This is a genomic window from Mesorhizobium sp. M8A.F.Ca.ET.218.01.1.1, from assembly GCF_004791165.1.
In the GTDB taxonomy this organism is placed as follows: Bacteria; Pseudomonadota; Alphaproteobacteria; order Rhizobiales; family Rhizobiaceae; genus Mesorhizobium.
Genome location: NZ_SRUZ01000003.1, coordinates 246,347 through 272,921 on the forward strand (window position 1 = coordinate 246,347; position 26,575 = coordinate 272,921).

Below are 26,575 nucleotides of genomic sequence, written 5' to 3' on the forward strand. Positions count from 1 at the left end.
GGATCGGAGTGAAAGTCGATGAGCCTCGACAATCGGCCGGTCTATACGGGCGGCTGCCAGTGCGGCGCGGTGCGCTTTCGCGTCGAAGGCGCGCTTGGTGACGCCTCGGTCTGCCACTGCCGCATGTGCCAGAAGGCGAGCGGCAATTTCTACCTGCCGCTCGTCTCGGTGCGCGGCGCCAAGGTCGATTGGACGCGCGGCGAGCCCAAGCGGTTCCGGTCCTCCAATGCGGCCTGGCGTGGCTTCTGCGCCGAATGCGGCACGCCGCTGACCTTCGAGGCGCCCGACGGCATGGCGCTGGCGATCGCCGCCTTCGACGATCCGGCTGGTATCGCGCCGACCATCCAATGGGGCACGGAGGCGAAACTGCCCTACGTGGATTCCATTCCGCGATTGCCGGGCGAGGACACGATGGCGGATATGGGCTCGGCCCCCTATCTCGCCGAGCTCATCTCCTATCAGCATCCCGACCACGACACCGACCAATGGCCGCCGGAGGAAAGACCATGACCGAGACAGTCCGAACCGGCGGCTGCCAATGCGGCGCCGTGCGCTTCCGCATCAAGGGCGCGCTGGGACGCCCATCCATCTGCCATTGCCGGATGTGCCAGAAACAGTTCGGTTCCTTCTTCGGCGCGCTGGTGACGGTGCCCAAGGATGGTGTCGAATGGACCCGTGAGGAGCCCAGCTATTTCCAGTCGTCGGTCAACATCGATCGCGGCTTCTGCGCCCGGTGCGGCACGCCGCTGACCTACCGGCAGCCCGGCGGGCTCGAGATCGCCATCGGCGCCTTCGACGACCGCTCCGATCTGGCGCCGCGGATCCAGGTCAACTATGCGGCACGGCTGCCTTGGGTGGAGACGATCTTCGAGCAACCCGTCCACCAGGATCCAGACTATTACGCGCGACAGGAGCAGATCATCTCCTTCCAACATCCCGATCACGAAACGGCCAATTGGCCGCAACAGGGCCTGAAACTATGAGCTTGCGCACCCTCTATCCGGAAATCGAACCGTTCGACTCGGGCATGCTCGACGTCGGTAATGGCCATCAGGTCTATTGGGAGCGGTCGGGCACCAAGGGCGCCAAGCCGGCGGTGTTCCTGCATGGCGGGCCGGGCGGCACCATTTCGCCAAAACACCGGCGGCTGTTCGACCCCAAGCTTTACGATGTCATCCTGTTCGATCAGCGCGGCTGCGGCAAGTCGACGCCGAATGCCTCGCTGGAGGCCAACACGACCTGGCATCTCGTTGCCGACATCGAACGCCTGCGCGAAATGGCCGGCTTCGATAGATGGCTCGTGTTCGGCGGTTCCTGGGGCTCGACACTGGCGCTCGCCTACGCCGAGACACACCCTGATCGCGTCAGCGAACTGGTGGTGCGCGGCATCTATACGCTGACCCGCGCTGAGCTTGAATGGTATTATCAGTTCGGCGTCTCAGAGATGTTCCCCGACAAGTGGGAACGTTTCCTGGCGCCGATTCCCGAGGCCGAGCGCGGCGACATGATGGGCGCCTACCGCAAGCGGCTGGTCGGCTCCGACCGCAAGATGCGGATCGAGGCCGCCCGCGCCTGGAGCCTCTGGGAAGGCGAGACGATCACCCTGCTGCCGGAGCCTGAAACCAGCGGTCCCTTTGGCGAGGACGACTACGCCGTCGCCTTTGCCCGCATCGAGAACCACTATTTCGTCCACGCCGGGTGGCTGGAGGAGGGGCAGTTGCTGCGCGATGCCGGAAAGCTCAAGGACATTCCGGGCACCATCGTCCATGGCCGCTACGACATGCCGTGCCCGGCGCGCTACGCCTGGGCGCTGCACAAGGCCTGGCCCAAGGCGGACTTTCATCTGATCGAGGGTGCCGGCCATGCCTATTCGGAGCCGGGCATCCTCGATCAGCTGATCCGCGCGACGGACAAATATGCAGGTAAATGACAGTGCCTGACTGCGCTCTGCTACGACTTTTCGAGCTATGGCCATGACAAAACAACGCCTCTATCTCTTCGACACCACACTGCGCGATGGCCAGCAGACGCCGGGCATCGACTTTTCGGTCGAGGACAAGATCGCGATTGCCAAACTGCTCGACGAGTTCGGCTTCGACTATGTCGAAGGTGGCTATCCCGGCGCCAACCCGACCGATACCGCCTTCTTTCAGCAAAAGCGCACGGCACGCGCCAAATTCGTCGCTTTCGGCATGACCAAGCGGGCTGGGGTCTCCGCCTCCAACGATCCGGGACTGGCGGCACTCGTCCAGTCGAAATCGGACGCCATCTGCTTCGTCGCCAAGAGCTGGGATTACCATGTTCGCGTCGCGCTCGGTTGCACCAACGAGGAGAACCTCGAGTGCATAAAGGTGTCCGTCGAGACATCAGTCGCTTCGGACAAGGAAGCAATGGTCGATTGCGAGCATTTCTTCGACGGCTTCAAGGCCAACCCGGACTATGCGCTTGCCTGCGCGAAGACAGCTTATGATGCCGGCGCGCGCTGGGTGGTGCTTTGCGACACCAATGGCGGCACGCAGCCCTCCGAAGTGCGGGCAATCGTTGAAAAGGTCATCGCCGCGGGCATCCCGGGCCAGCATCTCGGCATCCACGCCCATGACGACACCGGCCAGGCGGTGGCCAATTCCCTTGCCGCCGTCGAAGCCGGCGTGCGTCAGATCCAGGGCACGCTGAACGGCATTGGCGAGCGCTGCGGCAACGCCAATCTGATCTCCATCGTGCCGACGCTGGCGCTGAAGCCGGCTTTCGCCGACCGCTTCGAGACTGGAATTTCAGCCGAATCGCTGACCGGCATCTCAAGGCTGTCCCGCGCCTTCGACGAATTGTTGAACCGTGCCCCGGAAGCGCAGGCCCCCTATGTCGGCTCGTCCGCCTTTGCCACCAAGGCCGGCATTCATGCTTCCGCGCTTGCCAAGGAGCCGGCGACTTATGAGCACGTGCCGCCGGAATCCGTGGGCAACCGTCGCCGCGTCATGGTCTCTGACCAGGGCGGCAAGGCCAATTTCCTCGCCGAGTTGAAGCGGCGCGGCATCGATGTGCCGAAGGACGATCACCGGCTCGACGCCCTGATATCCGTGGTCAAGGAGCGTGAGGCGTCGGGCTATGCCTATGAGGGCGCCGACGCCTCCTTCGAACTCCTGGCGCGCAAGATGCTGCATGGCCTGCCCGAGTTCTTCCACGTCACCTCGTTCCGCTGCATGATCGAGCGCCGCTTCGATGCCAACGGACAGTTGAAGACGGTATCGGAAGCGGTGGTCAAGGTGCTGGTCGAGGGCGAGGAGAAGATGTCGGTGGCCGAGGGCCATGGCCCGGTCAACGCGCTCGACATCGCGCTCCGCAAGGATCTCGGCAGATACCAGAACGAGATCGCCGATCTCGAACTCGCCGACTTCAAGGTGCGTATCCTCAATGGCGGCACCGAGGCCATCACCCGCGTGCTCATCGAATCGCATGACGGCACCGGCGCCCGCTGGTGGACGGTCGGTGTCTCCGAAAACATTATTGACGCATCGTTCCAGGCGCTGATGGATTCAATCATCTACAAGCTGATGAAGAACCGCGAGATGGCGGGGCTGGTGGCTGCGGAGTAAGTTGAACCATCAGCGAAAGTCCATTGATCCATCAGAACTTTGCGATGGTCTTGCCAAGGTTACTGGGCCATAGCGTTGGGCCATGGCCGCTGAAGCAATTGCCTCCGATACAGATTCAAAAGCCCGCCGCGGCTTCTTGCTGGCGCTGGGCGCTTATCTCTTGTGGGGGTTGCTGCCCTTCTACATGAAGGCGGTGGCGCATCTGCCGCTTGCCGAGGTCATTGCACATCGCATCGTCTGGTCGCTGCCGATTGCCGCGGCGGTCCTGGTCTGGGCCGGCCGCACGGCCGATTTCAAGGCGGCGATCCGCTCGCCCCGTACCATCGCCATGGCGGCGCTGACGGCGGCGTTGATTTCGGTAAACTGGGGCATTTACGTCTGGGCGATCGCCGTCGACCGCACCGTCGAGACAGCCCTCGGCTATTACATCAACCCGCTGGTCAACGTCGTGGTCGGCGCGCTGCTGCTTGGCGAACGGCTCGACCGGCTGCAGATCGCGGCGGTGGCGCTTGCCGCGGTTGCCGTCGCCGTACTGACGATCGATGGCGGCAAGCTGCCCTGGGTGTCGCTGGCGTTGGCGTTTTCCTTCGCCGCCTACGGCTTCTTCCGCAAGACGCTGCCGATCGGCCCCAGCCAGGGTTTCCTGCTCGAAGTGCTTTTGCTGTCGGTGCCGGCGCTGGGCTACATCGTCTTCCTGATCGCCACCGGACAGGACCATTTCGTCTCCAGCAATGGCACCGACACCGCGCTGCTCATCGGCTGCGGGCCGGTGACCGCCGTGCCGCTGCTGCTGTTCGCCTTCGGCGCCAAGCTGCTGCGCCTCTCGACCATCGGCATCATGCAGTACATAGCGCCGACCATGGTGTTTCTGATTGCCGTGCTGATCTTCGACGAGCCGTTCGGCACAACGCAGGCTATCGCCTTTGCCCTGATCTGGGCGGCGCTTGCGATCTATTCCTGGTCCATGCTGGCGACGGCGCGCCGGGCTACATCTGTCCGAGCCGTCTGACGAAAAGATAGGTCGCGCCCGCGATCAGCAGCGATACGGCGGTGACCACCCAGAAGCCCAATGGGGTGTTGACCAGCGGCAGGCCGCCGACATTCATGCCAAACAGGCCCGAGATGATGGTCATCGGCAACAGCACCGCCGTCATCACCGAGAGCACATAGAGCAGCCGGTTCGACTGCGTCGTCAGCTTGGCCATCAGCTCGTCCTGCAGCAACCGCGTGCGCGCCTGCAATTGCTCGCCGTCATAGTGCAGCGTCTGGGCGCGGTGCGAAAGCCGCGCTGCCATGTCGTTGATCGAATCCGGCAGGTCGTTGCGGTGCGAATGGTCGAGGTGGCGAAACAGATTTGTCAGCGTCGCCATCTGCCGGTGGATGACCACCAGGTGCCGGCGCGCATCGACCAGCGCCTGCCGCTCATTGTGCCATGCGTCGCAGACGATACGGTCCTCGATGCCGTCGAGACTGTCGCTGAGTGACGCCAGTTCCGTCGCCATGCCGTCGAACGACTGCCCGACGACAGCCTCGATCAGCTCGGCCGGCGAGCGGAACTTGCGCGATCCGTTCTCGATCGCCTTGCGGATGTTGTCGACCGATTGCAGCGGTTGCTTGCGGGCGCCGACCAGCATCGTGTCGTTGAGGGCGAAGCGGAAATGACCAAGCCCGCCGGCTTCCGCCGAATAATCATGGCGCAGGTCCGGCAGATCGCCGTAGAGCCAGTCATCCTCGAGGTCGATATGGCAGCCATGGCTGGCGCCCAGGAAGGCTTCGCGCACCGGCGCCGGCAAGGCCTTATCGGCGCCGATCTCGTGGCGGGCGCGCATGTCGGAAAGCTGGTAGCTGCGCCATGTCCAGTGCGCGGCGGCGGCATCCCTGGTGCGCGCGCCCTCGGCGGTAAAGTGGTAGATGAAGAACAGCCCGTGCTCATCTGGCAGGTAAGGCGACAGGTCGGTGCCTTCGGCGGGGAGGGCGATATTCATGGCGGCTTCGCCGGTCTCTGATGCGGTCGGGGTCGCGGGGGGCGGCCAGGTCCGATTTCTAGCATGGCATCCCCGATTTAGTGTGACTGTTTCGTGACGGCGCGCGTTCCTACAGGACGCTGGTGATCCCGCCATCCACCAGCAGTGTCTGTCCGCTCACGAAACTGGCGGCGTCGGAAGCCAGGAACACGGCGGCTCCAGCAAGCTCCTGCACCTCGCCCCAGCGCCGCATCGGCGTGCGGCCCGTCAGCCAGGCGGAGAATTTCTCGTCGGCGACCAGCGCGGCGTTGAGCTCGGTCCTGAAATAGCCCGGCGCGATTGCGTTGACGCGCACGCCGTGCTGGCCCCATTCGCCGGCCATCGACCTGGTCAGCATGGTGATGGCGCCCTTGCTCGCCGCGTAAGGCGCGATCGAAGGGCGCGCGAGCACGCTCTGCACCGAGGAGACGTTGATGATCGCTCCCCTTTGGCGAGCGATCATGCCCTTTACGACGGCCCGGCTCACCTTGAACACGCCGTCCAGGTTGGTGGCCATCAGCGCGTCCCAGTCGGCGTCGCTAAAGCTTTCCAGCGGCGCCCGGCGCTGGATGCCCGCATTGTTGACCAGGATGTCGATCGGTCCGGTGCCCGTTTCCGCTGCCGCGACCGCCTTGTCGACCGACTGTGTGTCGGTCACGTCGATGACCGCTTCCGCGATCGAATGGCCCGCGGCGCGCAGCCTGTCTGCGGCCACTTTCAGATCGTCGGCCTTGCGGCCGCCGATCGTGACGCGAGCGCCGGCGCTCGCAAGCGCTTCCGCGAAGGCCAGGCCCAGGCCGCGGCTGGCGCCGGTTATGAAGGCATGCTTGCCTTCGAGGCCGAACAGGCGGCCGAGATAGTCAGTCGAATGCAATTTGCACCTTTATCGGTCGCGATCTGTCGCCCGCCAGCGCGAAGGCCCGTCTGGCCTCGGCAAGCGGCAGCACCAGCGTGCCGCGTGACTTGATGACATGCAAGGCGCTTTGTCGCCTTGGCGCCCGGCTGGCGGCCTCGGTTGTCGCGGCCGTCAGCCTCAGCGCTTCGGCCCGAACCCCGGATAGGGGTTGAGCGGCACGATCGCGGCAATATCCATCATGCCGGCCTTGACCAGCGGCAGAGTGGCGAGATGGCCGCGCACATCGGCGTCGCTGCCGGCTTCGAACATCATGCCGCTGCCGGGAATGTCGCCGCGATTCCAGATCTGGCGCACGGAGCCTTCCGCATAGAGGGTGCGGCGCTGTTCGGCCTCGTCAGGCAGAACGGGTGCGAAATCCGCGTCGGTGAACTTTTCCGTGTTGCGGGTGAGAAGGGCAAGGAATTGCATTTCGATCTCCTGTTGTCAGTGGTTGATGGCAGGAGATATCGCGCCGCATGGTCAGACTGTCCAAGACTGATTAGGCTAAAGTTGAGACCTGAGAGGACTTGGGTTTCGAGGAGCAAAAATGTTCGACCTGCGCCAGATCAGATATTTCGTCACCGTCGCCGAAACCGGCAATGTCGGTCGAGCCGCCGAATTGCTGCATATCTCGCAATCGCCGCTCAGCCGGCAGATCATGCAGCTGGAGCAACAGCTTGGCGTCGCCCTGTTCGAGCGGGCAAAGCAGCGCGTTCATCTCAATGCCGAGGGCCGCGCCTTCCTGACCGAGGCCCGTGCCTTGTTGTCGAATGCGAGCCGGTTGGAGGAGCTTGGCCGCAACCTGGCCAGCGGTTCCACCGGGCGCCTTGCCATCGGCTATGTCGAGGGTGCGGTTCATGCCGGGCTTGTCGCCGGCATGCTGCGCCAGTTCCGCCGCGACCGGCCGGATTTTCACCTGCAGCTGAGAAGCCTGCGCTCGGCGGCGCAGATGGAGGGGCTTCGGCAGCGCTCGCTCGATCTTGGTCTGGTGTATTCTCCCGCGGCTGCCGACGATCCCGATATCGCCAGCACGCCGCTGCGCCACGAGCCGCTGGTGCTGGCCATTCCCGAAGACGATCCGCTGGCCGATGTGGCTGATATCCAGCCGCACCATCTCGACGGCCGCGTCTGGATCACCGTGGTGCGCCAGCCCGACGACACCAATCGTGGCCAGTTCCTCGCCGCTTGCGCCGAGGCTGGCTTCGTACCCGATATCGCTTATGAAACGGCCGACCCGCTGACCTCGCTCGGCCTTGTCAGCGCTGGCCTTGGTCTCGCCACCGTGCAGGCAAGCCTGCGCACTGCCGCGCCGCCCTCGATCCTGTTCCGCGACATGCCGTGGTTCGGGCGCATGGTTTCCATTCATCTCGCCTGGCGACGGCAGGACCGGCGCGCGGTTATCGCCGATCTGCGGGAGGCTGCTCGGAGGGAGGGGAGTAGGGAGTAGGGGAAAAGCGTGCGCTCGGGCAATGCAAACGTACTGCCCCCTAGCTCTACATCTTGTCGATCACCGACTGGACGCCTTCCGTCGGTGCGTCGACCGACGACCCGGCCACCATGATGGCGGCGACGATGGCCTCGGGGTCGTTGACGACCAGCGGCTTCACACGCTGAGCGGTGTGAATGAAGCCTTCCCCAGCCATGTGATCAAGCAACGCCGTCATCGGGTCCCAGAATCCGTTGACATTGCCGAAGACGATCGGCTTGCGGTGATGGCCGAGCTGCGCCCAGGTCATGATCTCGACGATTTCCTCGACTGTGCCTATGCCGCCGGGCAGCGCCACAAAGGCGTCGGATTTCTCGAACATCTTATGTTTGCGCTCGTGCATGTTGTCGGTGATCAACAACTCGTCGAGCCGGTCAAGCGCGGTTTCGGTGGCTTCCCTGTTGATGAGGAAGCGCGGAATGATGCCGGTCACCTTGCCGCCGGCCTTGAGCGCGCCTTCGGCGACAGCGCCCATGATGCCTTTGGTGCCGCCGCCATAGACCAGCCGCAGCCCTGCCTTGGCAATTGAGCGTCCAAGCAGATGGCCGGCCTTGACATAGATTTCATCGCGGCCCGGAGACGAGCCGCAATAGACGCAGACGGATCGAATCGTGTTCATACGGATGATTGGTGATTGGGTCTGGAAGCCTGGTCAAGCCCAAAGGCTGACAAGGGCGGGCTTTTTCTTGTCGGCTTTGGCAAAACACGCTAGACCGGCGTTAGGTGGCTAAGGGGTAGGGAAATATGGCAATTAATCCATTGAAGGCGTTCCTGTTCGCGGCGGGTGGGACCGTCGCGGCGGCGGGAACCGCCTATGTATCGGGCGCGCTCGACCCGTATCTTCATCCCGCGCCGCCGGCGCAAGTGGCGGCCTTGACGCCGCCCGCGGCGCCGAAACCCGCCGACCCCGGCACGGAAGGGCGGCTGCCGGCTCCGGCGGTGCCGGCCGCTCCGGCCGCGGCACCCCAGGCGACAGCCCCGGCAGCACCCGCAACCGATGCGGCGGCGCCTGCGGCGCCCGCGACGGCGGGTCCGATCGCGCCGACTTTCGACGTCGTGCGCGTCGAGAGCAACGGCTCGATCGTCGTTGCCGGCAAGGCGGTGCCCAACTCGAAGGTCGAAATCCTCAACGGCTCAACGGTGATCGGCTCGACGGTGGCTGGTCCCGATGGCGCCTTTGTCATCGTGCTCGACGATCCGCTGAAGCCCGGCGACTATACGATCGCGCTGCGTTCGACCGTCGGCACGGTCGTGACCGCCTCGGCGCAGACTGCCGTGGTCTCGGTGCCCGCGAATGCGGCTGGCCAGGTGCTGGCCATGGTCGAGGAGCCGGGCAAGCCGGCCGAACTGTTGACGGTTCCGACACCCGAGACAAAGCCGGCGCCGGCAACCGGCGACCAAGCTGCTGAAGCGCCCGCGACGGTCGCTCCAGCGCCCGCCGCGCCGGCGCCGACCGCGCCAGCCGTGGTTGAGGCACAACCCGCTCCGGCGGCACCGGCCGCGCCGGCTGTGGCTGAACCCAAGATCGTCGTCGAGGCGGTCGAAATCGACGGCAACAAGATTTTTGTCGCCGGCCTCGCCGATCCGGGCCGCAAGGTGCGCGCCTATGCCAACGACATTCTGCTCGGCGACGCACAGACGTCGCCGGACGGCCATTTTCTGGTCGAGGCGACGCGCGACATTCCGGTCGGCAGCTATACCATCCATGTCGACGGCCTCGATGCCGACGGCGTGAAGGTGGTGGCTCGCGCCGCCGTACCCTTCGAGCGCGAGCCGGGCGAGGCGGTCGCCGCCGTTGCCCCAGCCGGGACCAAGCCGGCCGAGACCAAGCCGGCAGAGACCAAGCCCGCTGCGCCTGCTGCCGCGGAGGCACCAGCCGCTGCGGCGCCTGCTGTTGCCGCTGCTGCTCCGGCGGAGTCCGCACCAGCCGCAGAGGCCCCGGCACCGGCCGTTGTCGCGGCAGCCACGCCGCCAAGCGACGTGCCCGAAGTCGTGTCGCCCAAGCTCGAACATGCCGACGGCGCGGTCGTCATTCGGCGTAACGATACGCTGTGGCGGATTTCAAGGCGCGTCTATGGTCACGGCGTGCGCTACTCCACCATATACCTCGCCAACCAGGACCAGATCAGGAATCCGAACCGCATCTGGCCGGGGCAGGTATTCAAAGTCCCGGAAAAGTCGAAGGAAGGTGAAGCCGCCGACCTCAAGGCGATGGGCGAGCAGGCGACCACTGCACCGGCGAAGACGCAATAGCGAGAGATCGGCAATTCCGGCGATCTACCCATCGGCCTAGCTTGCCCTGTCATCGCTCATCGTCTATCGCCGATGAACGATGACAGAATACATCCCCGTATCAGACCACGCCGCCTCGGCGGCGCCTGGCTGCATGCCGGACAGCCGCCTTGTCGCGGCGCGGTTCGCAGCGCTTGCGCATCCGGCGCGGATCGAGATACTGAGGCATCTGTCCGCCAGCAATTCCTGCTGCTGCCGTGAGGTTGTCGACCATTTCGATCTGGCGCAGTCGACCATCTCCCAGCATCTGAAAATATTGGTCGAGGCCGGCCTTGTCCGCTTCGAGCCCGATCGTCAACGATCGCGCTATGCCGTCGATCGCGCGGCACTTGCCGACGTATCGGCGTCGCTCGGCGCGCTCATCAATTCCTGCTGCTCCGGCCGCTGATCCTCTCACCCAAAAGGCAAGAAAAGTGGCCGAAAAAACCGTCTCCGCCGACACCTCGACACTCACGACATTGCGTAACCTCTGGCCCTATATGTGGCCGGCCGACCGCGCCGACCTTAGGGCGCGGGTGACCTGGGCGACGCTGTTGCTGGTCGTGGCCAAGGTGACGCTGGTCGCCGGTCCCTATTTCTTCAAATGGGCAACCGATGCGCTGGCGGGAGGCTTCAAATCGCCCCCGCCGCTGCCGTCGTTCATGCTCGCCCCGGTGATGCTGGTCATTGCCTATAATGTGCTGAGGCTTGTCCAGCTCGGCTTCAACCAGCTGCGCGACGCTCTCTTTGCCCGGGTCGGCCAGCATGCGGTGCGTCAGCTCGCCTTCCGCACCTTCGTGCACATGCATCAGCTGTCGCTGCGTTTTCACCTGGAGCGCCGCACCGGCGGCCTGTCGCGCATCATCGAGCGGGGCACCAAGGGCATCGAGACGATCGTGCGCTTCATCATGCTGAACACGGCGCCGACGATCCTCGAATTCGCGCTGACCGCCGGCATATTCGGTTTCACCTATGGCTGGAAATACGTGGCCGTGGTGGCGATCACCGTCTGCCTCTACGTCTGGTTCACGGTCAAGGCGAGCGACTGGCGCATCTCGATCCGCCGCGACATGAACGACAGCGACACCGACGCCAACACCAAGGCGATCGACTCGCTGCTCAATTTCGAGACGGTCAAGTATTTCACCAATGAGCGCATGGAGGCCGAGCGCTTCGACCGCTCGATGGCGCGTTACGAGATCGCCGCCACCAAGACCTGGACCTCGCTCGGCTGGCTGAACTTCGGCCAGGGCTTCATCTTCGGCGTCGGCACGGTCGTCGTCATGTGCATGTCGGCGCTGGAGGTGCAGGCCGGCACCCAGAGCGTCGGCGATTTCGTTTTCATCAATGCCATGCTGGTGCAGCTTTCCGTGCCGCTCAACTTCATCGGCTTCATCTATCGCGAGATCCGGCAAGGGTTGACCGACATCGAGCACATGTTCGATCTGCTCGACGTGCCGCAGGAGATCGTCGACAAGCCCAACGCCAAGCCGCTGGCCGTGAGCGCCGGCAAGGTCGAGTTCCGCGACGTCCACTTCTCCTACGATCCGAACCGCAAGATCCTGAAGGGCGTCTCCTTCGAGGTGCCGGCCGGCAAGACCGTTGCCATTGTCGGGCCGTCGGGGGCGGGCAAGTCGACCATCTCGCGGCTGCTGTTCCGCTTCTACGACGTGCAGGGTGGCCAGGTGCTGATCGATGGCCAGGATGTGAGGGATGTGACGCAGGACAGCCTGCGCGCGGTGCTCGGCATGGTGCCGCAGGACACGGTGCTGTTCAACGACACCATCGCCTACAACATCCGCTACGGCCGTGTCAGCGCCGGCGAGGAGGAGGTGCGCAAGGCCGCCGAACTCGCCCAGATCGGACCGTTCATCGAGAAGCTGCCGGACGGCTACAAGTCGATGGTCGGCGAGCGCGGGCTGAAACTTTCCGGTGGCGAGAAGCAACGCGTGGCGATCGCGCGCACCATCCTGAAGGCGCCGCCCATCCTGATGCTCGACGAAGCCACTTCGGCGCTCGACAGCCACACCGAACAGGAGATCCAGGCCGCGCTCGACCTGGTCAGCAAAGGCCGCACCACCATCGTCATCGCCCACCGCCTGTCGACGGTGATTTCGGCCGACGAGATCATCGTGCTCAAGGATGGCCAGATCGCCGAGCGCGGCACCCATGTCGAGCTGATGCGAAAGCACGGCCTCTACGCCTCGATGTGGGACCGCCAGCGCGAGGCGACCGAGGCCGAGGAGCGGCTGCGCATTGCCCGCGAAAGCGACGAACTGGGTGTCGTCGTGCGCAGGCGCACGTCGGAAGTGTCGTAGTCGGTGGAGTGCCAATCTCCCCCCTTGTGGGGGAGATGCCCGGCAAGGCAGAGGGGGGCTGTCCCGCGGTCATCTCCGGTTTCTTTCGGAGCAGGCGCCGCTGTCTGGGCCTTTCCACAAATCAATCGAGAATCCTGCTTGACCTCAACTTAAGTTGAGATTGTAGACCGTCGCTCGAGAGCCGCGAAACAGCATCCTCGAGGACGAGACAAATGGATATGAGCGTTACGAATCAGAACGTTAACGGCAGCAGCGTGTTCAGGGTCGACAAGTTCGTCGTACCCGCCGCCGCGCGCGAGGAGATCCTTAGCAAGGTCAGGACGACACACGAATTGCTGCGCCAGCAGCAGGGTTTCGTGCAGGATTTCCTGCTAGAGCAATTTTCGGGGCCAGGTGAATTCAATCTGGTGACGATCGTCGAATGGGAAAGCCAGGCGGCCGTCGACAAGGTCGTGCCGATCGTCAAGGCGGCGCAAGAACGCGTTGCCTTCAACCCGCAGGAGACGCTCGCCCGGCTCGGCGTCAGGGCCGACATCGCCAACTATCAGCGGGTTCCTGGGCTCTAGCCCGGCCAGCCGACACCGGGTGCCGGCGCTTTAATGCCGAGCACTTGGCCGGTGCGGGCATCGCTGACCATGTGCTCGAAGCCGCGCCATTCGGCGGCGGTGATGAATAGCGTTTTCCTGTCCGCACCGCCCAGCATGCAGGCAAAGCAGCCGCGATCGGCGGTGACGGTCTGCAAGACGTCGCCGCCTTCGCGCACCCGCACGCAGTGTTTGTTGGGCACGTCGGCGTACCAGGCCGCCCCTTCGGCATCGAGGCAGATGCCATCGGGATATCCGTCTAGCGCGGCCCAGACGCGCCGATTGGACATAGTGCCGTCGGCGGCGATGTCGAAACCGGTGAGCCGGCTGGCATGGGATTCGGCGATGATCAGCGTCTTGTTGTCGGGCGTCACCGCCATGCCATTGGCGAAGGCGATGCTGTCAGCCACTTGGCCGATCGTGCCCTCCGGCGTGATCAGCACGATGGTGCCGGGGCCGAAATGCTCGCCGGCAGCCGGCGCCGGCCCGCCGCCATTGACATAGATGTTGCCGCGTCCATCGACGACGATCTCGTTCCATGGGCTTTTGGAGAGGGCTCGCAGATCGGCATGGGTGACGAGCGAGCCATCGGCTTCCTGCCGCAACAGCAGGCCTTCGCGGCCCGCGATCACCAGCAGCCGGCCATCCGGCAGCCAGTCGATGGAGTAGGGCAGCACGGCCGGGATGGTGAGCATGACCTCGCTCTTGCCGCCTTCGTCCACAGCGATGATCTCGCCGGTGCCCCAGTTGCAGACCCACAGGCGTCCGTCATGCCAGCGCGGCGATTCGCCGAAGGCGAGACCGGTGGCAATGAGACGCTGGGGAAGCGGGTGAAGAGCGTGGTTCTGCATAGCGAGGAACTCCTTGTTGGACGACGGCTTGCAAGACGGCGTCGTCTCATCAAGGACGGGCGGGGGATGGGTGTCCCGACTTCAGCGTCAGCATTTTCGTTGGCCGGAACGCTGCCCCTCACTTTGAGGTCCCGATAGCTCAGGTTTGAATTCCTATATCCCATTGTGCTGCCGATATTGTTTCGTCACAATAACCCGTGGGAAGTTTTTCCTAGCACTTAGGGATTTTTGAATGTTTGGCTTTTTCTCCAGAATATCCAAGAGAATCGCCCAGGCTTCGTCTGGTGTCCAGTCTCCAGCAGCGAGGCATGCATCGAGACCCCGGTTCTTGTTGCCGGTGATCGTGCCCCGGTCGATCGTAGATGAGGCGAACGAAGAACCTTTCGAAGTCGTCTTCGCTGTTGAGAAGTTCATCCAAAGCATGGTTTCCGAGGGGCTTTACCGTAAATGGGAGATTAACCCGAAGGCGATGCAGGTCTCCCATGCTGATTTGTATTCGGCGGAGGTAAAGAACGGTGGCCATAGTCAATTCATCCATAATGCCGGCGAGGAGTTCGACGCTATGGTTGCAAACGCCCGCGCGGCTCTGACGGCCATTGGCGCAAAAGGGCAATTGGCGGCTCTCGAAAAGATGTCCACCTGGGTCGCCGATCACCCTGACGAGGCCGAAGAACAGACTGGCTTCGAGGGCGGCCGCGACGATTTTCTCGATACACTTGACCATGCGTTCTACGACGCCGACGAAGCTTCACCAATGATCGAGCTGTTGGCGCGCTGGATCGTGTCCTGGCCTGACCTGCGAGTTGTCGAAGACGAGACCTTCGATGAGGCCATACTTCAGTTGGCAATGGCCAATCCTCGTCGTGAACCTCGGCTCCTCCATCAATCGATCGCCGAGCTGGTCGGTCAGATGATCAGCGCTCGGAACGTGGGAGTCAGTCTCGCTTGCGCCAATGCAACGCCGCCGGAGGTCAGATTGTTGCTGGGCATGGCCAGGATGCTGGATGTCGATGGCGAGAAGCAATTGGTTTTTCAACTCCGGACCAATTCGAATGAGCCTCGCCTGTGCGTTGCAACGGGCAGCCACGCAGCATTTTATGAGTGCATACCTCCAGAGGCACCAGCGATTATTCGCCCCGGTGAAAACCTATTCACAGCCGGCGCGCCGCGCGTTGGCCGCAGGCTCGGGTACGCGGACGGGCAAATGGTAGCAAAAGTGATTGAGCTAGCGGAGGAGTATCATGCGCCGGTTGCCGTCGATCTTCTGTTGCGAAAGATTGGGGTCGATCCGACCAAGGCTATCGTTTCGGCGAATTCGGTCGTTCAGCGTGCGGAGGGGCCGGTTGTGAATTGGGTGGTGATGGCTGGTGGTCACGCTTTTCTCTTCCAGTCGTACCCGGATCGTGGCGTGCTGCTCCGCGGCGACCACGAAGAAAGTCTTGCGGAGGTTCATCGAAATGAGCTTCAGGAGTATTTTGACCTCACCGCGGCAGCTGGCGAATAAATTGTTCGTGGTGGATCCGAGCAGGCCCTTCAGCTGCCATTGCTTACTCGAGAAGAACACTTCATCGGCGTGGCGGCGCTGAGCGATGCCACTTGCCGGTGCCGCTCTGCTCGACGACCAGCACGGGTCGCCATCGCGGCGAAAGCTGGCGACAAACTCGCGCCGCCGATTGTCGCGTTGCGGGCAGGGGGTGTTTCCGCTATTGAGGCCGGACCTGAAACAGGGACCGCCCCCAGCCCATGAGCCTTGTCGACACGGTCAAGAACGCGTTCGTACCGATCCATCGCGAAGGCTATCCCTTCATCGCGGCCTTTGGCGCGGCGACGCTGTTCCTCGGCTATTTCTCCTCGATCCTGTTCTGGGTCGGCCTGATCCTGACCGCCTGGTGCGTCTATTTCTTCCGCGATCCCGAGCGCGTCACGCCTGTCGACGATCGCCTGGTGGTAAGCCCCGCCGACGGCATCATTTCGGCGGTGGGGCCTGCCGTGCCACCGCGCGAGCTTGGCCTCGGCAATGTCGAGATGACCCGCATCTCCGTGTTCATGAACGTCTTTTCCTGCCACGTGAACCGCTCTCCGGTGCGCGGCCGCATCGCCAAGATCGAGCATCGCCCTGGAAAGTTCCTCAATGCCGAACTGGATAAAGCGAGCACCGAAAACGAGCGCAATGGGCTGGTCATCGAGAGCCCCAACGGTACGGTGGCGGCAGTCCAGATCGCCGGCCTGGTGGCGCGCCGCATTGTCTGCTGGACCGAGGCCGGCGCTTCGATCGGCACCGGCGAGCGTTTCGGCCTGATCCGTTTCGGCTCGCGTGTCGACGTGTTCCTGCCTTTGACCGCCACGCCGCGCGTTGCCGTCGGCCAGACGGCCGTCGGCGGCGAAACGGTGCTGGCCGAATTCGGCGGCATCGCCGGCACGCCCCTCGTACGGATTTCCTGACCGGTGGGCACGCAGTATAAAAAATTCGAGGCCCATGCCAGCGGCGGTCCCCGCATCCGCGAGATCCCGATGCGCATGGTGCTGCCCAACCTCGTCACCGTGCTTGCCATCTGCGCCGGCCTGTCCGGCATCCGCTTTGCCTTCGAAAACCGCTTTGAAACCGCCGTTGTCATGGTGCTGCTTGCCGCCTTCCTCGACGGCATCGACGGTCGCCTGGCACGAATGCTGAAAGCCACCTCCAAATTCGGCGCGCAGATGGATTCGCTGGCCGACATCGTCAATTTCGGTGTCGCGCCAGCGCTGGTGCTTTATGCCTTCCTGCTCGACCGTGCCGGCTCGCCGGGCTGGATCGCGGCACTTTTGTTCGCGATCGCCTGTGGTTTGCGGCTGGCGCGCTTCAACGTGCTCGACGACGAGAAGGCCGAGCGCCCGATATGGCAGAGTGAATATTTCGTCGGTGTGCCGGCGCCTGCTGGCGCCGTGCTGGTGATGCTGCCGCTCTATCTCTATTTCCTGCGCCTTGGGGCGGAGCCCAGCCGGCCGGCCGCCTTCGTCGCCACCGGCTTCACCATCCTGGTCGCCTTCCTGCTGGTCAGCCGGTTGCCGGTCTATTCCGGCAAGAGCGTCAAGATCCCTGGCGACAGGGTGCTGCCGGTCATCCTCGCCGTCGTGCTCTATATCCTCCTGCTGATGACCTATCCCTGGTACACGCTGACGGCATCGGTCGCGGGCTATCTGATCTTCCTGCCGTTTTCCGTGCGTGCCTACTCCAAGCGCGCCAGGCTGGAAGGCGAGAAGGTGCCGCCTTCGGATATAGGTTAGGGTCGCAGACCACGGACCAACAAATCGGTCCAGGCGGACGCGAAGCGTTCGTCGCTGACCTCGATCGAGCGCTCGGCCCAGATCGCTTCGAAGACGCGGAACATGGCGACGCTGCCGACGATGACGGCGGAGACCGCGTCGCTGTCATGGGGACGCAGTTCGCCCTGGCGCTGGCGCTCCCGCAACCATTCGGCGACTGCGTGGTACGTGCTCTGCATGATCTCGCCACGCGCCGAGGCTTTCAATTCCGGAAAGGGCTCAAGATCGCGCCACAGGATTCTGAGCACGTCGCGATTCGCGCCGAGTTTTTCCAGCATGCTCTCCACGATCCGCCGCGCCCCCTGATCGACAGGAAGCACCTGTTCGCCAAGCTCGGCGCGTCCTTCCCGCGCCGTTCCAACAAACCGGTCGATTGCCGCGGCAAGCAGCGCCTCCTTTGAGGGAAAGTGCTTGTAGAGCGCACCCGAGCCACGCGACAGGCCGGCGGCTTCCTGAATTTCGGGAACGCTGGTCCGGTCATATCCGCGCTCGGCGAACAGGCGAATGGCTTCGCGTAAAATGCGCTCGCGTCCGGCGGATGGCGGCTTCATGGCTATTCCTGTCACTCGATCCTGGTGGTGGAGATTCGGCGCCCGACAGTACCATTCTCGCGCGAAATCGTAGGATCGCTCACGGCGCGCATCCACCCTGCTCGGAAAGCCATGCCTTCCATGTTCTTTCTCCCAGCCGTTCGCTGGTTTCGACCAGGCCCAAGGCAAGGCTTATCTTTCGACTCACCGGAAACGGCAGAATGAGGCGCCGGAGCCCGAGCACATCCCGGTATTGTCGAGCGAATGTCGAGAACGGCATCACCTCGGGTCCGCCGATCTGCGGGCGGACACCGCGTTCCCCGTCGCTGACAGCCTGGGCCAGATATCTGGCGACATCGCGTGTATCGACAGGATTTGAGGGCGAAGTCGGCAGCAGCCAGACCGGCAGCCATCTCAGCCCGGCCAGCATCTGCGCCAGAAGGTAAAAGAATGGCGTCGCGCGGATGACCGGCCACGAAAGTGGCGACTCTCGCACAAGCTGCTCGCCCGCCAGCTTCACGCGGCTATAGGGCAGGGTGCTGAAGTCGAGGCCGACGATCGACACGAAGATGAAATGCGAGACATTGGCGCGCTGCGATGCGGCAAGCAGCCGCCGCGTGCCTTCGACGTCGACATCCGACGGACTGGAGAAGAAATCGATCGGCCGCATACCGCGCCTGGCGATCGGCGACAACGTTGCGGCATGGATGACCGTATCGACGCCGCCAAGGGCATCATCAATGCCTTCGCCCGTTGCGAGGTCGCCAAGCGCCCATTCGACCGCCCATTCGACGGCGCGGTCCAGCCTCGCTTCCCTGGCCAGCAACCTGACAGTGTGCCCGGACGCGGTCAGTGCCGGCACGAGATCGTGTCCGAGATGCCCGGTGCCGCCGGTGACGAGGATCTTTGCCATGCTGGATCTCCTCGCCGTGCAAAGGAGGTGTCATGTCGCGCTGGCAGAAATATGCATGCTCAGCCTGCCTTAGTGAGTGAATACTCTCTCACCTTAGATTTGTCCATCTGAATCGCTGCGGCAGGATGGCGCGGTCCTTGGTCATGCGAAGACGACAGCGGGCCTCGAAAGGGGGCGTAGGTGGCAACTAAGCCGCCACGCCAAGCCCCAGCCGGTCGATCGCCAGTTTCCTGGTCGATACATAGTCGGTCTTGCCCGAACCGAGCACCGGGATTTCCTCGACCTTGACGATGTCGTTGGGCACCATCAGTTCGGCCGCACCGGCCTTTTTGCCGAACTGCCGCAGCTCCTCGGCGCTTGCTTCGTCTGCGGTGGTGACCAGCACGATGCGCTCGCCCCGCCTCTTGTCCGGCACCGCCACCGCCGCATGGTGTTCTTCCGGCCACAGCGACTGCACCAGCATCTCCACCGCGCCCAGCGACACCATCTCGCCCGCAATCTTGGCGAAGCGCTTGGCGCGGCCACGAATGGTGATGAAGCCTTCGCGGTCAACGGCGACGATGTCGCCCGTGTCGTGCCAGCCGGTCAGCGGCTGCAGTTCGCCGGGGCGGTCCGCGGTCATGTAGCCCATCATCATGTTCGGCCCGTCGAGCCACAACTGGCCGGCATCATTGATGCCTTCGACCGGCTCCAGCTTCATGCGGATGGCCGGCAGCAACCGCCCGACCGTGCCGTCTCGGCCGTGGATCGCGGTGTTGACGGCAACCACGGGCGCTGCCTCGGTCAGCCCGAAGCCCTCGATGATCTCGGCCTGGAAGCGTTCACGATAGGTGCGGCGGGTGTCTGGCTTCACCGCCTCGGCGCCGGCAACGACGAAGCGCAGGCTGGAAAAATCCCCGTCCTTGGCAGTGCGCGCATAGTTGGCGAGAAACGTGTCGGTGCCGAACATGATGGTCGGTTTCACCTTGCGTGCGATCTCGGGGATGATCTTGTAGTGGAGGGGCGAGGGATAGAGGAACAGTTTTACCCCGGTGACCAGCGGCAGGATGGTGCCACCCGTCAGGCCGAAGGAATGGAACACCGGCAGCACGTTGAGCAGGATGTCCGCCGGCGAAATGGTGATCCGCGCCTCGGCCTGCATGGCATTGGCGAGAAGGTTCTTTTGCGACAGAACGACCGCCTTCGGCGTGCCTTCCGAACCCGAGGTGAAGAGGGTTACGCCCGGCCTGGCCGCGTCCTGCCGTTGCAGTGGCAGGCGCCACAGCAAGGCGGCGGCAAGCTTGTCCAGCGTGGTGACGCTGGTCCGCAAATCTTCCAGCCACAGCAGCCGGGCGCCGCCCGTTTCGGCCGCGGCGACGATATCGGCGAGATCGGCCTTCTCGACAAAGGCACGCGAAGAGACAACGGTGCGGATGACGGCCGTGCGGATCGCCGCGGTGACGCTTGCCGGCCCGGCCGTGTAGTTGATCATCGCCGCCACCCGGCCCGCCGAGAGAAGGCCGACGAGCGACAGCACGACGCCATTGGCGTTGGGCAGCATCACCCCCACCGCTTCGCCCGGCGCCGTCACCGCCTCGAAGCGCCTGCCCAGCACCCGTGCGCCGATGAACATCTTGCGGTAGCTCAAGGCCCCCGAGATGACATCTTCGATGATGGTGTGCGAGGCGCCGACGCGGTCGGCGGCGTCGCGCATGGCCAGGAACAGGCCGCGGTCGAGGTCGGTGCCGAAAAGCCGGGCCTCGGCGACACGGTCGAACAGCGCATTGGTGTTCGAGGCCTGGTCCGGGTTGCGCGCCACCAGTTCGGCGACCGTCATTGGCTCCAGGACACTGATCGCCAGCCGTGGAAACCAGCGACGCGGTGCCTTGTCCGCCGGCGTCAGCGAGACCGGCAAGCTGCGTGCACCGGCGACAAAGATCGGCACGATGCGGGCATCGGCCTGCATGGCGATGCGGGTGACGGCGCGAAACAGCCGAAACGTCTTGACGTCGGGCTCGACCGCATCGGGCAGATAGACGGCCAGCCGGCCCTTGCCCTTCAGCACGCGCACCAGCCGGCGGCTGACGAAGACATGTTCGGCGTTGAAAGCAATGGTGCGGCCGAGTTCGCGCCAGGGCTCGAGCCATGGCGAGCGCGCCGAGACCTCGTCGAGTATATGCAGCGTGTCGTCCGGCAGCAGCGAAAGCATCAGTGCCGGCTCGAAGCGCGACTGGTGCGAGATGACATAGATGACCGGCACCTGCGCCTTGCGGGCGACCCTGATGCGATTGTCGCTGATCCGGTAGGCGAGTTTGAACGGCACGTAGAGCAGCGCCTGCGTGAAACGCAGGTCGAGGCGGAATTTCTCCACCGCCCCGATCAGCAGCCATGCCACGACCAGGCCCGCAAGCAGCGCCAGTGTCAGGATCATGCCGCGTCTCTCCCAACGGTTCTGTCATCGCGGCTCTTGTGAGGCCGCTTCGAGGGCAGAGCCTAGCGGAAGTCGACGCAAGGTCAATGCGGAAGGCCTCACGCCGCCTTCAGCCGCCCGCTGATGAAACGGAACTCCTGCGTCTTGCCGCCATAGCCATAGGCGGCTGCCGGGACCTCGTGCACGAAAGCATAGCTTTCCTGGTGCACGCCGCCAAGCAGGCGACCAAAGGCTTCGAAGATCGCCTTGAGATAGGCTTCCAGTTCGAGCTTGGTGTTGGTGCCGTCGACCACCTTGATGTCGAGCCAGAACGTGTTGGTGCCGTGCTCGGCGAGCGACTTGCCGCCGGCGAACCAGTGCTGCGGATCGAGATAGGACACGGCCACCGCGGTGATAGTCGGATCCTTGCGCAGATGCGTGGCGGTGATCTCGGTTACTTCCCTGGCGATGCTGGCGGACAGGGTGGCATCTGGCTTGCCGGTGACGCTGACATTGATGATGGGCATTTTTCTTCTCCTTGGTTTCTAGCGGCGTCGGTCGCCGTTAGAGAGACCATGCCATCATCTTGGAATCAAAAAAATCGAATTGTTTTCAATCAAAGATTCGATAATATCGAATTATGGAAACGCTCGATCCCGACCTGCTCAGAACCTTCCTTGCGTTCGTCGACAGCGGTTCGCTGGCGCAGGCAGCCGCTAATGTCGGCCGGTCGCCGTCGGCGGTGACGGCCCAGATGCAGCGGCTGGAGGAGATCGTCGGCGAGCCGCTTCTGGCGCCTCAGGGCAGGGGGCGCGGCCTGACGCCGGCAGGCGAGGACCTCGTCGACCATGCCAGGCGCATTCTTGCCGTGCATCGCGAGGCGTGGCTGGCGCTGAAAGGCGCACGCGCTGCCGGGCGCGTCGCCATAGGCACGACACAGGATTTCGCCGATAGCGGCCTGCCGGACCTGCTGCGAGCCTTCGCTTCCAGCCATCCGCGCGTCAGGATCGAACTGCGGGTCGGCCGCTCCGCCGAACTGGCGCAGGCGCTGCAGGCCGGCAGCCTCGATCTGGCGATCGTCATGCGCCAGACCGCGGTGCCGGATGAGGTCGGCGTGCTGCGCGAGCCGATGATATGGCTGTGTTCGAGCAAGGGGCTGGCCTCGCGGCAGGAAGAATTGCCGTTGGCGCTACTTGATCCCTATTGCGGGTTCCGCGAAGCGGCACTCGCCGCGCTCGATGCCGCAGGCCGCCGCTATCGCATCGCCGCCGGCAGCGCCAGCCTTGCCGGACTGCGCACTGCGGTGAATGCCGGCGTGGCGCTGACCTTGCGAACCCCCCGCTTTGCCCATTCCGGCATTGTCGAAGCACCGCGCGAGCTTGGCCTGCCGCAGGTGCCGATGGCTGAGTTCGCGATCCGGCTGCGCGCCGGCGCCGATGCGTCCGCGGGCGATCTGGCGGCGCTGCTGGGTGACAACCTGGCTCTCTCCGGTTGATTTCCAAAAGGCCGCATTCCGTCACAGCCTTTTGGCAAAGAAAAAGCCGACCTTGCGGTCGGCTTGGGAGTGGGACGGGCCGAGGGGTTTGGGGGGACTTGGGGGGTGGCCCGTCGCACCAATAATGTCTGAGCACGGCGATGGTTCCGTGACTTTGAAATTTTTTTTTAGGAAATATTTGAGACCGGGCGTTGCGAACGTGCCATCAGCCAGTCGCGGCCGGCGTGGGCAAAGACGGCACAGAGCACGATCGCGCCGCCGACCAAGCTCGCCACCGGGGGTATTTCGGCCAGGAACAGAAATGCAAACAGGATCGCGAACGGCACTTCCGCCGAGCCGAGCAGGCCGGATTCAGGCGCCGGGATGAGCCGCGAGCCTTCTGTCCACAGGATCGAAGCCAGCGCGAAGGATGCGCCGAACGTGGCAAGCAGAACCGCGTCCCTTGCCGAGACCGCCAGGGGATCGGTGACGAACCAGCCGAGTATGAACAACAGGAAGGCGGAGACCGCGCCGGCCCACACCGCCGGCGTGTCGCGGAACGCGCGCACCATGATCATGTAGAGCGCGCTGCCGGCCGTCATCAGCAGCGCCAGTCCGTCGCCGAACAGATTGCCGGTACCGAAACCCGACCACACCATGATGGCAACCCCGCACAGCGACACGGCCGCCGCCACCATGGTCTGCAGGCGGAACGGCTCGCGCACCAGCATCCAGGCCAGCACGGCGGCAATGAAGGGCGAGGTCGCGTAGATCACCGCGACATTGGCGACGAAAGTGAACTTGAACGCCGAAATGAAGGCGATGCTGGCCAGCGCGCCTTCCACCGCCAGCAGCCAGCCGCGCCAGCCAAGCCGCAGCGGTTCGCGGTTGCCGGCACGGTGGCGGCGCCACAGCACGTAAAGGCTGATCAGGATCGCGCCGACAAAGCCGCGCCAGCAGGTGATCGTCAGCGGATCGGCATGGATCGACTTGGTCAGCACACCGGTCAGCCCGAATACAGCCGCCGAGGATGACACGAGGATGATGCCCAGCGTGCGCTCGGCGATAGTGTCGGTGGTGGCTGTCACATCAGTCATGCCGCGAGACTACGCCACTCCATCCTGACATCGTAGCGTCAGCAACATTGACCATCAGAGCCTCTTGCGAAAATGCTCGCCGCCGACGATCAGCAGGCCGGCGGCGACGATAAGGGCAGCACCCAGAAAAACCTCGCGGCGTGGCACGTCGCCCCAGATCGCGAAGCCGAGCGCGAACGCCCACATCAGGGAGGTGTATTCGAGGGGCGCCAGGATCGATGCCGGCGTCCGCTTCATGCCTTCGAAGAGAAGATATTGCGCCAGGCCGCCGAGTGCGCCGACGCTGGCAAGAAGCAGCAATTGTGTCGGGTCCGGCGTATGCCACCACAACAAAGCCGGCACCGCCGAAAACACCAGGAAGTTGAAATTGTTGAGGAGGAGCTGGATCATCGAGCGCTCGGCAAGGGCCGTCTTGCGCAGCAGCACGATGGCGATGCCCCACAGGAAGGCCGCCGTCAGCACCAGCAACACGGGTACCGAAAGGCCGAGATGGCCGGGATCGCAGGCGACAAAGACACCGGCAAAGCCGATCAGAACCGCCAGCCAGCGCAAAATAGGCACCTTTTCGCCGAGCAGGACCACCGAAAGCACGGTCACGATGATCGGGGCCGCGTAATAGACGGTGGTCAGTTCGGCGAGTTGCAGGCTGCGGGCGGCATTGTAATAGCAAAGCCAGGCGGCAAGCGTGAAGGCGCTGCGCACCAGCATTGGCAACACAATCGGCGAGCGCACGGTATCGGTAAACAGCCGCCGCCCGCCGATGGCCGCGCAGGCACCAAGAATTGTGATGCTGCGAAAGAACATGATCTGCCAGACGCTCATGCCGGCAACCAGCAGCTTGATCGAGGCATCCTGCGTCGAAAACAGCAAGTAGGCGGCGCCGGTCAAAAAGATGCCGGCGAGAACTCTTTCGCGTGTATCGAGAATGGCGATATCGGCCATAAGGCATGCGCCTGCTTGTGTGAGGGCGGCTCCGGCCCCTGTCGGCTCCGCTCTGCCAGCTATACGGGCGAAATCCGGCACGACGCTGCTCCAGCACCGCGCTTGCCTTTGGGGCAGGGGGCGGCGGCGCGAAATACAGCCTCTCCCGGATGCGGCTTCTGGCGCGGCCCGGCTGATTGGTTTAGCATCGTCGCATAAAGCCTGAGAAGGGCGGCGCGCGGAACGCCGGGGAACGAACAGCGAATTGGCGCTCAGCTCATGCCAGATGTAGCATGCGCAGGCGCGGCCTGACGGGCCGCCTATGTCAGAGCGGATATTTCGGGGGAGAAGGCCGATGCGGAAACTGCAGTCGCAAGGCGTCCATCACATCACGCTGGTCGGTGCCGGCCGTCAGACCTCGATCGATTTCTGGGAAGGTGTGCTGGGCATGCCTTTCATCTTCGAGCAGCCCAACCTCGACAAGCCGACCGAAAGCCATCTGTATTTCGATCCGGGCGACGGCCGGCTGATCACCATCTTCACCGACGAGACCCGCGCGGCCGTGAAGCGCCGCACCCCAACCGACCCGGGCTGCGTTCATCACATCGCCTTTTCGGTGTCGCGGGTCACCTTCCTGCAGGCGGTCGCCCGGCTCGACGAGCGCGCCATCAAGCACAGCGGCGTCAAGGATCGCGGCTTCATGGATTCGATCTATTTCGAGGACCCGCTCGGCCTGCTGATCGAGCTTGCCTCCTATCGTTTCGAGCCGCCTGCGGGCTTCACCCATGCCGACGTGCTGATGGAGGCGCACAGGCTTCGCGTCGCGCGTGGCGACTACAACATCGCCGAAGTGCATCTGGCTGACGCCATCCAGGCTCTGGTGGAACGCGCGCGCGCGACATTGTCGGCCGACCGGGCACCCAAAAATCCATATTGAGCGCTGAACAGGCAAGGGAGGAATATGTGGCAAAGGCAATGACGAAGAGCGCAAGCAAGCCGGTGGGCAAACCAGCGTCAAAACCGGCGGCAAAAGCCGCCGCCAAACCAGCGGCAAAAGCAGCCGCCAAACCAGCGGCCAAGACGGCGTCAAGGGCAGCCGCCGGCAAGACGGTGGCCAAGGCCAAGGCGAAACCGGCAAAGAAACCGGCGCTGACCATCAGCATGCTGAAGCCGAGCGTCAACAACATGACCGTTCGCGTCTTTGCCCGCGCCGCCGGGCTCGACCATGCGGAGACCGATGCGTGGGGGCTCACGCGCTCGCCGGAATACATGGCGCGCAATCCGGCCCATCTGACGCCGATGATCGAGGACAAGGGCCTGCCGCGCGGCGTGCTTTGGGAGAGCTGTGCCATCATGCAATATCTTTCCAACAAGCATGGGTTGGAGAAATTCTACCCCAAGGCGCCAGCCAAGCGGGCAATGATAGACAGCGCCATGTTCTATCTGATCGGCACGCTCTATCCCTATGTGGCGCGCGCCACCTATCCCGCGCTCGGCTTCCCGCAATATGCCGGCGAGGTCGGTCACAGCGACGCCCATCCGGACAGGAAATCGGAGGCACAGAAGGCGGCGGTCGCCGCCATTGCCGAACCGCTCGAGGTCTTCCATTCCTTCTTCCGCGACGGCAAGCCGTTCATCGGTGGCAAGAACCCGTCGATCGCCGACATCCGCCTGGCGGCGACCCTCGAATTCCTCGCCGTCATCGACTACGCCCTGCCCAAATGGGCGAAGGAATACATGGCGGCGATGGAGAAGAAGCTCGGCAAGGCCTATGCCGGCCCTGCCGGCGACGTGCGCGGCTACATCGCCCATGTGAGGTCGCAGGCCAAGGCGTGATTCCAAGCCGTCGATGGGGCGGTGAGCTGCGGAAGCAGCCACCGACTGATTTCACCGGTGGCGTCACGGTTCCCCGCCAGCTTGAAGTTGGCGGGGCTTGCGTTAGTCTGGGCG

General features: G+C 63.9%; 27 protein-coding genes. 16 read left to right on the plus strand and 11 right to left on the minus strand.

Going from position 1 to position 26,575, the window contains the following annotated elements:
* Positions 1 to 18 precede the first annotated feature (18 nt).
* The 5 genes from EN861_RS12320 to rarD all read left to right on the plus strand — a co-directional run bounded on the left by EN861_RS12320 (position 19) and on the right by rarD (position 4,599).
* Positions 19 to 510 carry a GFA family protein gene (locus EN861_RS12320; RefSeq protein ID WP_127871402.1) on the plus strand — a complete coding sequence of 164 codons (492 nt, stop codon included), beginning with the start codon at positions 19 to 21 and terminating at the stop codon, positions 508 to 510.
* Entirely contained in the window at positions 507 to 983 is a 477-nt protein-coding gene (locus tag EN861_RS12325; protein WP_127280640.1) for a GFA family protein, read from the plus strand. Before EN861_RS12320 ends, EN861_RS12325 begins: the two co-directional genes overlap by 4 nt.
* Positions 980 to 1,930 carry a prolyl aminopeptidase gene (gene pip, locus EN861_RS12330; protein WP_135863764.1) on the plus strand — a complete coding sequence of 317 codons (951 nt, stop codon included), beginning with the start codon at positions 980 to 982 and terminating at the stop codon, positions 1,928 to 1,930. Before EN861_RS12325 ends, pip begins: the two co-directional genes overlap by 4 nt.
* A gap of 37 nt (positions 1,931 to 1,967) precedes the next feature.
* Complete coding sequence (gene cimA / locus EN861_RS12335; RefSeq protein WP_189343617.1) at positions 1,968 to 3,590, plus strand: citramalate synthase; 1,623 nt, start codon at positions 1,968 to 1,970, stop codon at positions 3,588 to 3,590.
* Positions 3,591 to 3,672: 82 nt separating this feature from the next.
* The gene (gene rarD, locus EN861_RS12340; RefSeq protein WP_127871405.1) at positions 3,673 to 4,599 is read left to right on the plus strand and encodes an EamA family transporter RarD; all 927 of its coding nucleotides are present in this window, start codon (positions 3,673 to 3,675) and stop codon (positions 4,597 to 4,599) included.
* On the opposite strand, the gene EN861_RS12345 is transcribed toward rarD, so the two are convergent.
* The 3 genes from EN861_RS12345 to EN861_RS12355 form a co-directional block, all read right to left on the minus strand.
* Positions 4,577 to 5,575, minus strand: a complete 999-nt coding sequence (locus EN861_RS12345; protein ID WP_127281220.1) for a transporter — start codon at positions 5,573 to 5,575, stop codon at positions 4,577 to 4,579. The genes rarD and EN861_RS12345 overlap by 23 nt on opposite strands.
* A gap of 109 nt (positions 5,576 to 5,684) precedes the next feature.
* Complete coding sequence (locus tag EN861_RS12350; protein ID WP_127871406.1) at positions 5,685 to 6,467, minus strand: glucose 1-dehydrogenase; 783 nt, start codon at positions 6,465 to 6,467, stop codon at positions 5,685 to 5,687.
* 159 nt (positions 6,468 to 6,626) lie between these two features.
* Complete coding sequence (locus tag EN861_RS12355) at positions 6,627 to 6,917, minus strand: muconolactone Delta-isomerase family protein (RefSeq protein WP_127281229.1); 291 nt, start codon at positions 6,915 to 6,917, stop codon at positions 6,627 to 6,629.
* A 118-nt stretch (positions 6,918 to 7,035) separates the two neighbouring features.
* Between EN861_RS12355 and EN861_RS12360 the strand changes: the two genes are divergently transcribed.
* Complete coding sequence (locus EN861_RS12360) at positions 7,036 to 7,935, plus strand: LysR substrate-binding domain-containing protein (RefSeq protein ID WP_135863768.1); 900 nt, start codon at positions 7,036 to 7,038, stop codon at positions 7,933 to 7,935.
* Positions 7,936 to 7,981: 46 nt separating this feature from the next.
* On the opposite strand, the gene EN861_RS12365 is transcribed toward EN861_RS12360, so the two are convergent.
* A complete protein-coding gene (locus EN861_RS12365) occupies positions 7,982 to 8,593 on the minus strand; it encodes a TIGR00730 family Rossman fold protein (RefSeq protein ID WP_127281002.1) in 612 nt (203 codons plus the stop codon).
* A 125-nt stretch (positions 8,594 to 8,718) separates the two neighbouring features.
* Here EN861_RS12365 and EN861_RS12370 point away from each other — a divergent pair, with 125 nt between their 5' ends.
* The 4 genes from EN861_RS12370 (at position 8,719) to EN861_RS12385 (ending at position 13,129) form a co-directional block, all read left to right on the plus strand.
* Entirely contained in the window at positions 8,719 to 10,227 is a 1,509-nt protein-coding gene (locus EN861_RS12370; RefSeq protein WP_135863770.1) for a LysM peptidoglycan-binding domain-containing protein, read from the plus strand.
* 133 nt (positions 10,228 to 10,360) lie between these two features.
* The gene (locus tag EN861_RS12375) at positions 10,361 to 10,654 is read left to right on the plus strand and encodes a metalloregulator ArsR/SmtB family transcription factor (protein ID WP_127280730.1); all 294 of its coding nucleotides are present in this window, start codon (positions 10,361 to 10,363) and stop codon (positions 10,652 to 10,654) included.
* Positions 10,655 to 10,679: 25 nt separating this feature from the next.
* On the plus strand, positions 10,680 to 12,563 hold the full coding sequence (locus EN861_RS12380) for an ABC transporter ATP-binding protein/permease (RefSeq protein ID WP_135863772.1): 1,884 nt from the start codon (positions 10,680 to 10,682) through the stop codon (positions 12,561 to 12,563).
* 218 nt (positions 12,564 to 12,781) lie between these two features.
* Positions 12,782 to 13,129: an antibiotic biosynthesis monooxygenase gene (locus EN861_RS12385; protein WP_127280728.1), complete on the plus strand. Its 348-nt coding sequence runs from the start codon at positions 12,782 to 12,784 to the stop codon at positions 13,127 to 13,129.
* On the opposite strand, the gene EN861_RS12390 is transcribed toward EN861_RS12385, so the two are convergent.
* Positions 13,126 to 13,998, minus strand: a complete 873-nt coding sequence (locus EN861_RS12390; RefSeq protein WP_127871410.1) for an SMP-30/gluconolactonase/LRE family protein — start codon at positions 13,996 to 13,998, stop codon at positions 13,126 to 13,128. The two genes, EN861_RS12385 and EN861_RS12390, sit on opposite strands and share 4 nt — an antisense overlap.
* Before the next feature lie 337 nt (positions 13,999 to 14,335).
* On the opposite strand from EN861_RS12390, the gene EN861_RS12395 reads away from it, so the two are divergent.
* From EN861_RS12395 to pssA, 3 genes are all read left to right on the plus strand, one after another.
* On the plus strand, positions 14,336 to 15,502 hold the full coding sequence (locus tag EN861_RS12395; RefSeq protein ID WP_245511633.1) for a DUF4375 domain-containing protein: 1,167 nt from the start codon (positions 14,336 to 14,338) through the stop codon (positions 15,500 to 15,502).
* A gap of 239 nt (positions 15,503 to 15,741) precedes the next feature.
* Positions 15,742 to 16,440: a phosphatidylserine decarboxylase gene (locus tag EN861_RS12400; protein ID WP_127278715.1), complete on the plus strand. Its 699-nt coding sequence runs from the start codon at positions 15,742 to 15,744 to the stop codon at positions 16,438 to 16,440.
* A gap of 75 nt (positions 16,441 to 16,515) precedes the next feature.
* Positions 16,516 to 17,262, plus strand: a complete 747-nt coding sequence (gene pssA / locus EN861_RS12405; protein WP_245464392.1) for a CDP-diacylglycerol--serine O-phosphatidyltransferase — start codon at positions 16,516 to 16,518, stop codon at positions 17,260 to 17,262.
* Here pssA and EN861_RS12410 read toward each other — a convergent pair.
* The 4 genes from EN861_RS12410 to EN861_RS12425 form a co-directional block, all read right to left on the minus strand.
* Positions 17,259 to 17,948: a TetR/AcrR family transcriptional regulator gene (locus EN861_RS12410; protein WP_135928191.1), complete on the minus strand. Its 690-nt coding sequence runs from the start codon at positions 17,946 to 17,948 to the stop codon at positions 17,259 to 17,261. The genes pssA and EN861_RS12410 overlap by 4 nt on opposite strands.
* Entirely contained in the window at positions 17,932 to 18,744 is an 813-nt protein-coding gene (locus EN861_RS12415) for an NAD(P)H-binding protein (RefSeq protein ID WP_135863774.1), read from the minus strand. The genes EN861_RS12410 and EN861_RS12415 overlap by 17 nt, the downstream gene beginning before the upstream one ends.
* Before the next feature lie 187 nt (positions 18,745 to 18,931).
* Positions 18,932 to 21,154, minus strand: coding sequence for an AMP-binding protein (locus EN861_RS12420; RefSeq protein WP_127278711.1), 2,223 nt, complete (start codon positions 21,152 to 21,154; stop codon positions 18,932 to 18,934).
* Positions 21,155 to 21,252: 98 nt separating this feature from the next.
* Positions 21,253 to 21,660 (minus strand): 4-oxalocrotonate tautomerase family protein, encoded by a 408-nt coding sequence (locus EN861_RS12425; RefSeq protein WP_127278710.1) that lies wholly within the window; start codon positions 21,658 to 21,660, stop codon positions 21,253 to 21,255.
* Positions 21,661 to 21,773: 113 nt separating this feature from the next.
* On the opposite strand from EN861_RS12425, the gene EN861_RS12430 reads away from it, so the two are divergent.
* Positions 21,774 to 22,628, plus strand: coding sequence for a LysR substrate-binding domain-containing protein (locus tag EN861_RS12430; protein WP_127278709.1), 855 nt, complete (start codon positions 21,774 to 21,776; stop codon positions 22,626 to 22,628).
* Positions 22,629 to 22,795: 167 nt separating this feature from the next.
* Here the strand turns inward: EN861_RS12430 and EN861_RS12435 are convergent, their stop codons facing one another.
* Together EN861_RS12435 and EN861_RS12440 are read right to left on the minus strand one after the other, a co-directional pair.
* Complete coding sequence (locus EN861_RS12435) at positions 22,796 to 23,704, minus strand: DMT family transporter (RefSeq protein ID WP_135863776.1); 909 nt, start codon at positions 23,702 to 23,704, stop codon at positions 22,796 to 22,798.
* A 54-nt stretch (positions 23,705 to 23,758) separates the two neighbouring features.
* The gene (locus tag EN861_RS12440) at positions 23,759 to 24,646 is read right to left on the minus strand and encodes a DMT family transporter (protein WP_135863781.1); all 888 of its coding nucleotides are present in this window, start codon (positions 24,644 to 24,646) and stop codon (positions 23,759 to 23,761) included.
* Between the two features lie 334 nt (positions 24,647 to 24,980).
* Between EN861_RS12440 and EN861_RS12445 the strand changes: the two genes are divergently transcribed.
* Complete coding sequence (locus EN861_RS12445) at positions 24,981 to 25,562, plus strand: VOC family protein (protein ID WP_135863783.1); 582 nt, start codon at positions 24,981 to 24,983, stop codon at positions 25,560 to 25,562.
* A gap of 38 nt (positions 25,563 to 25,600) precedes the next feature.
* Positions 25,601 to 26,461, plus strand: a complete 861-nt coding sequence (locus EN861_RS12450) for a glutathione S-transferase family protein (RefSeq protein WP_245511628.1) — start codon at positions 25,601 to 25,603, stop codon at positions 26,459 to 26,461.
* Positions 26,462 to 26,575: the final 114 nt, after the last annotated feature.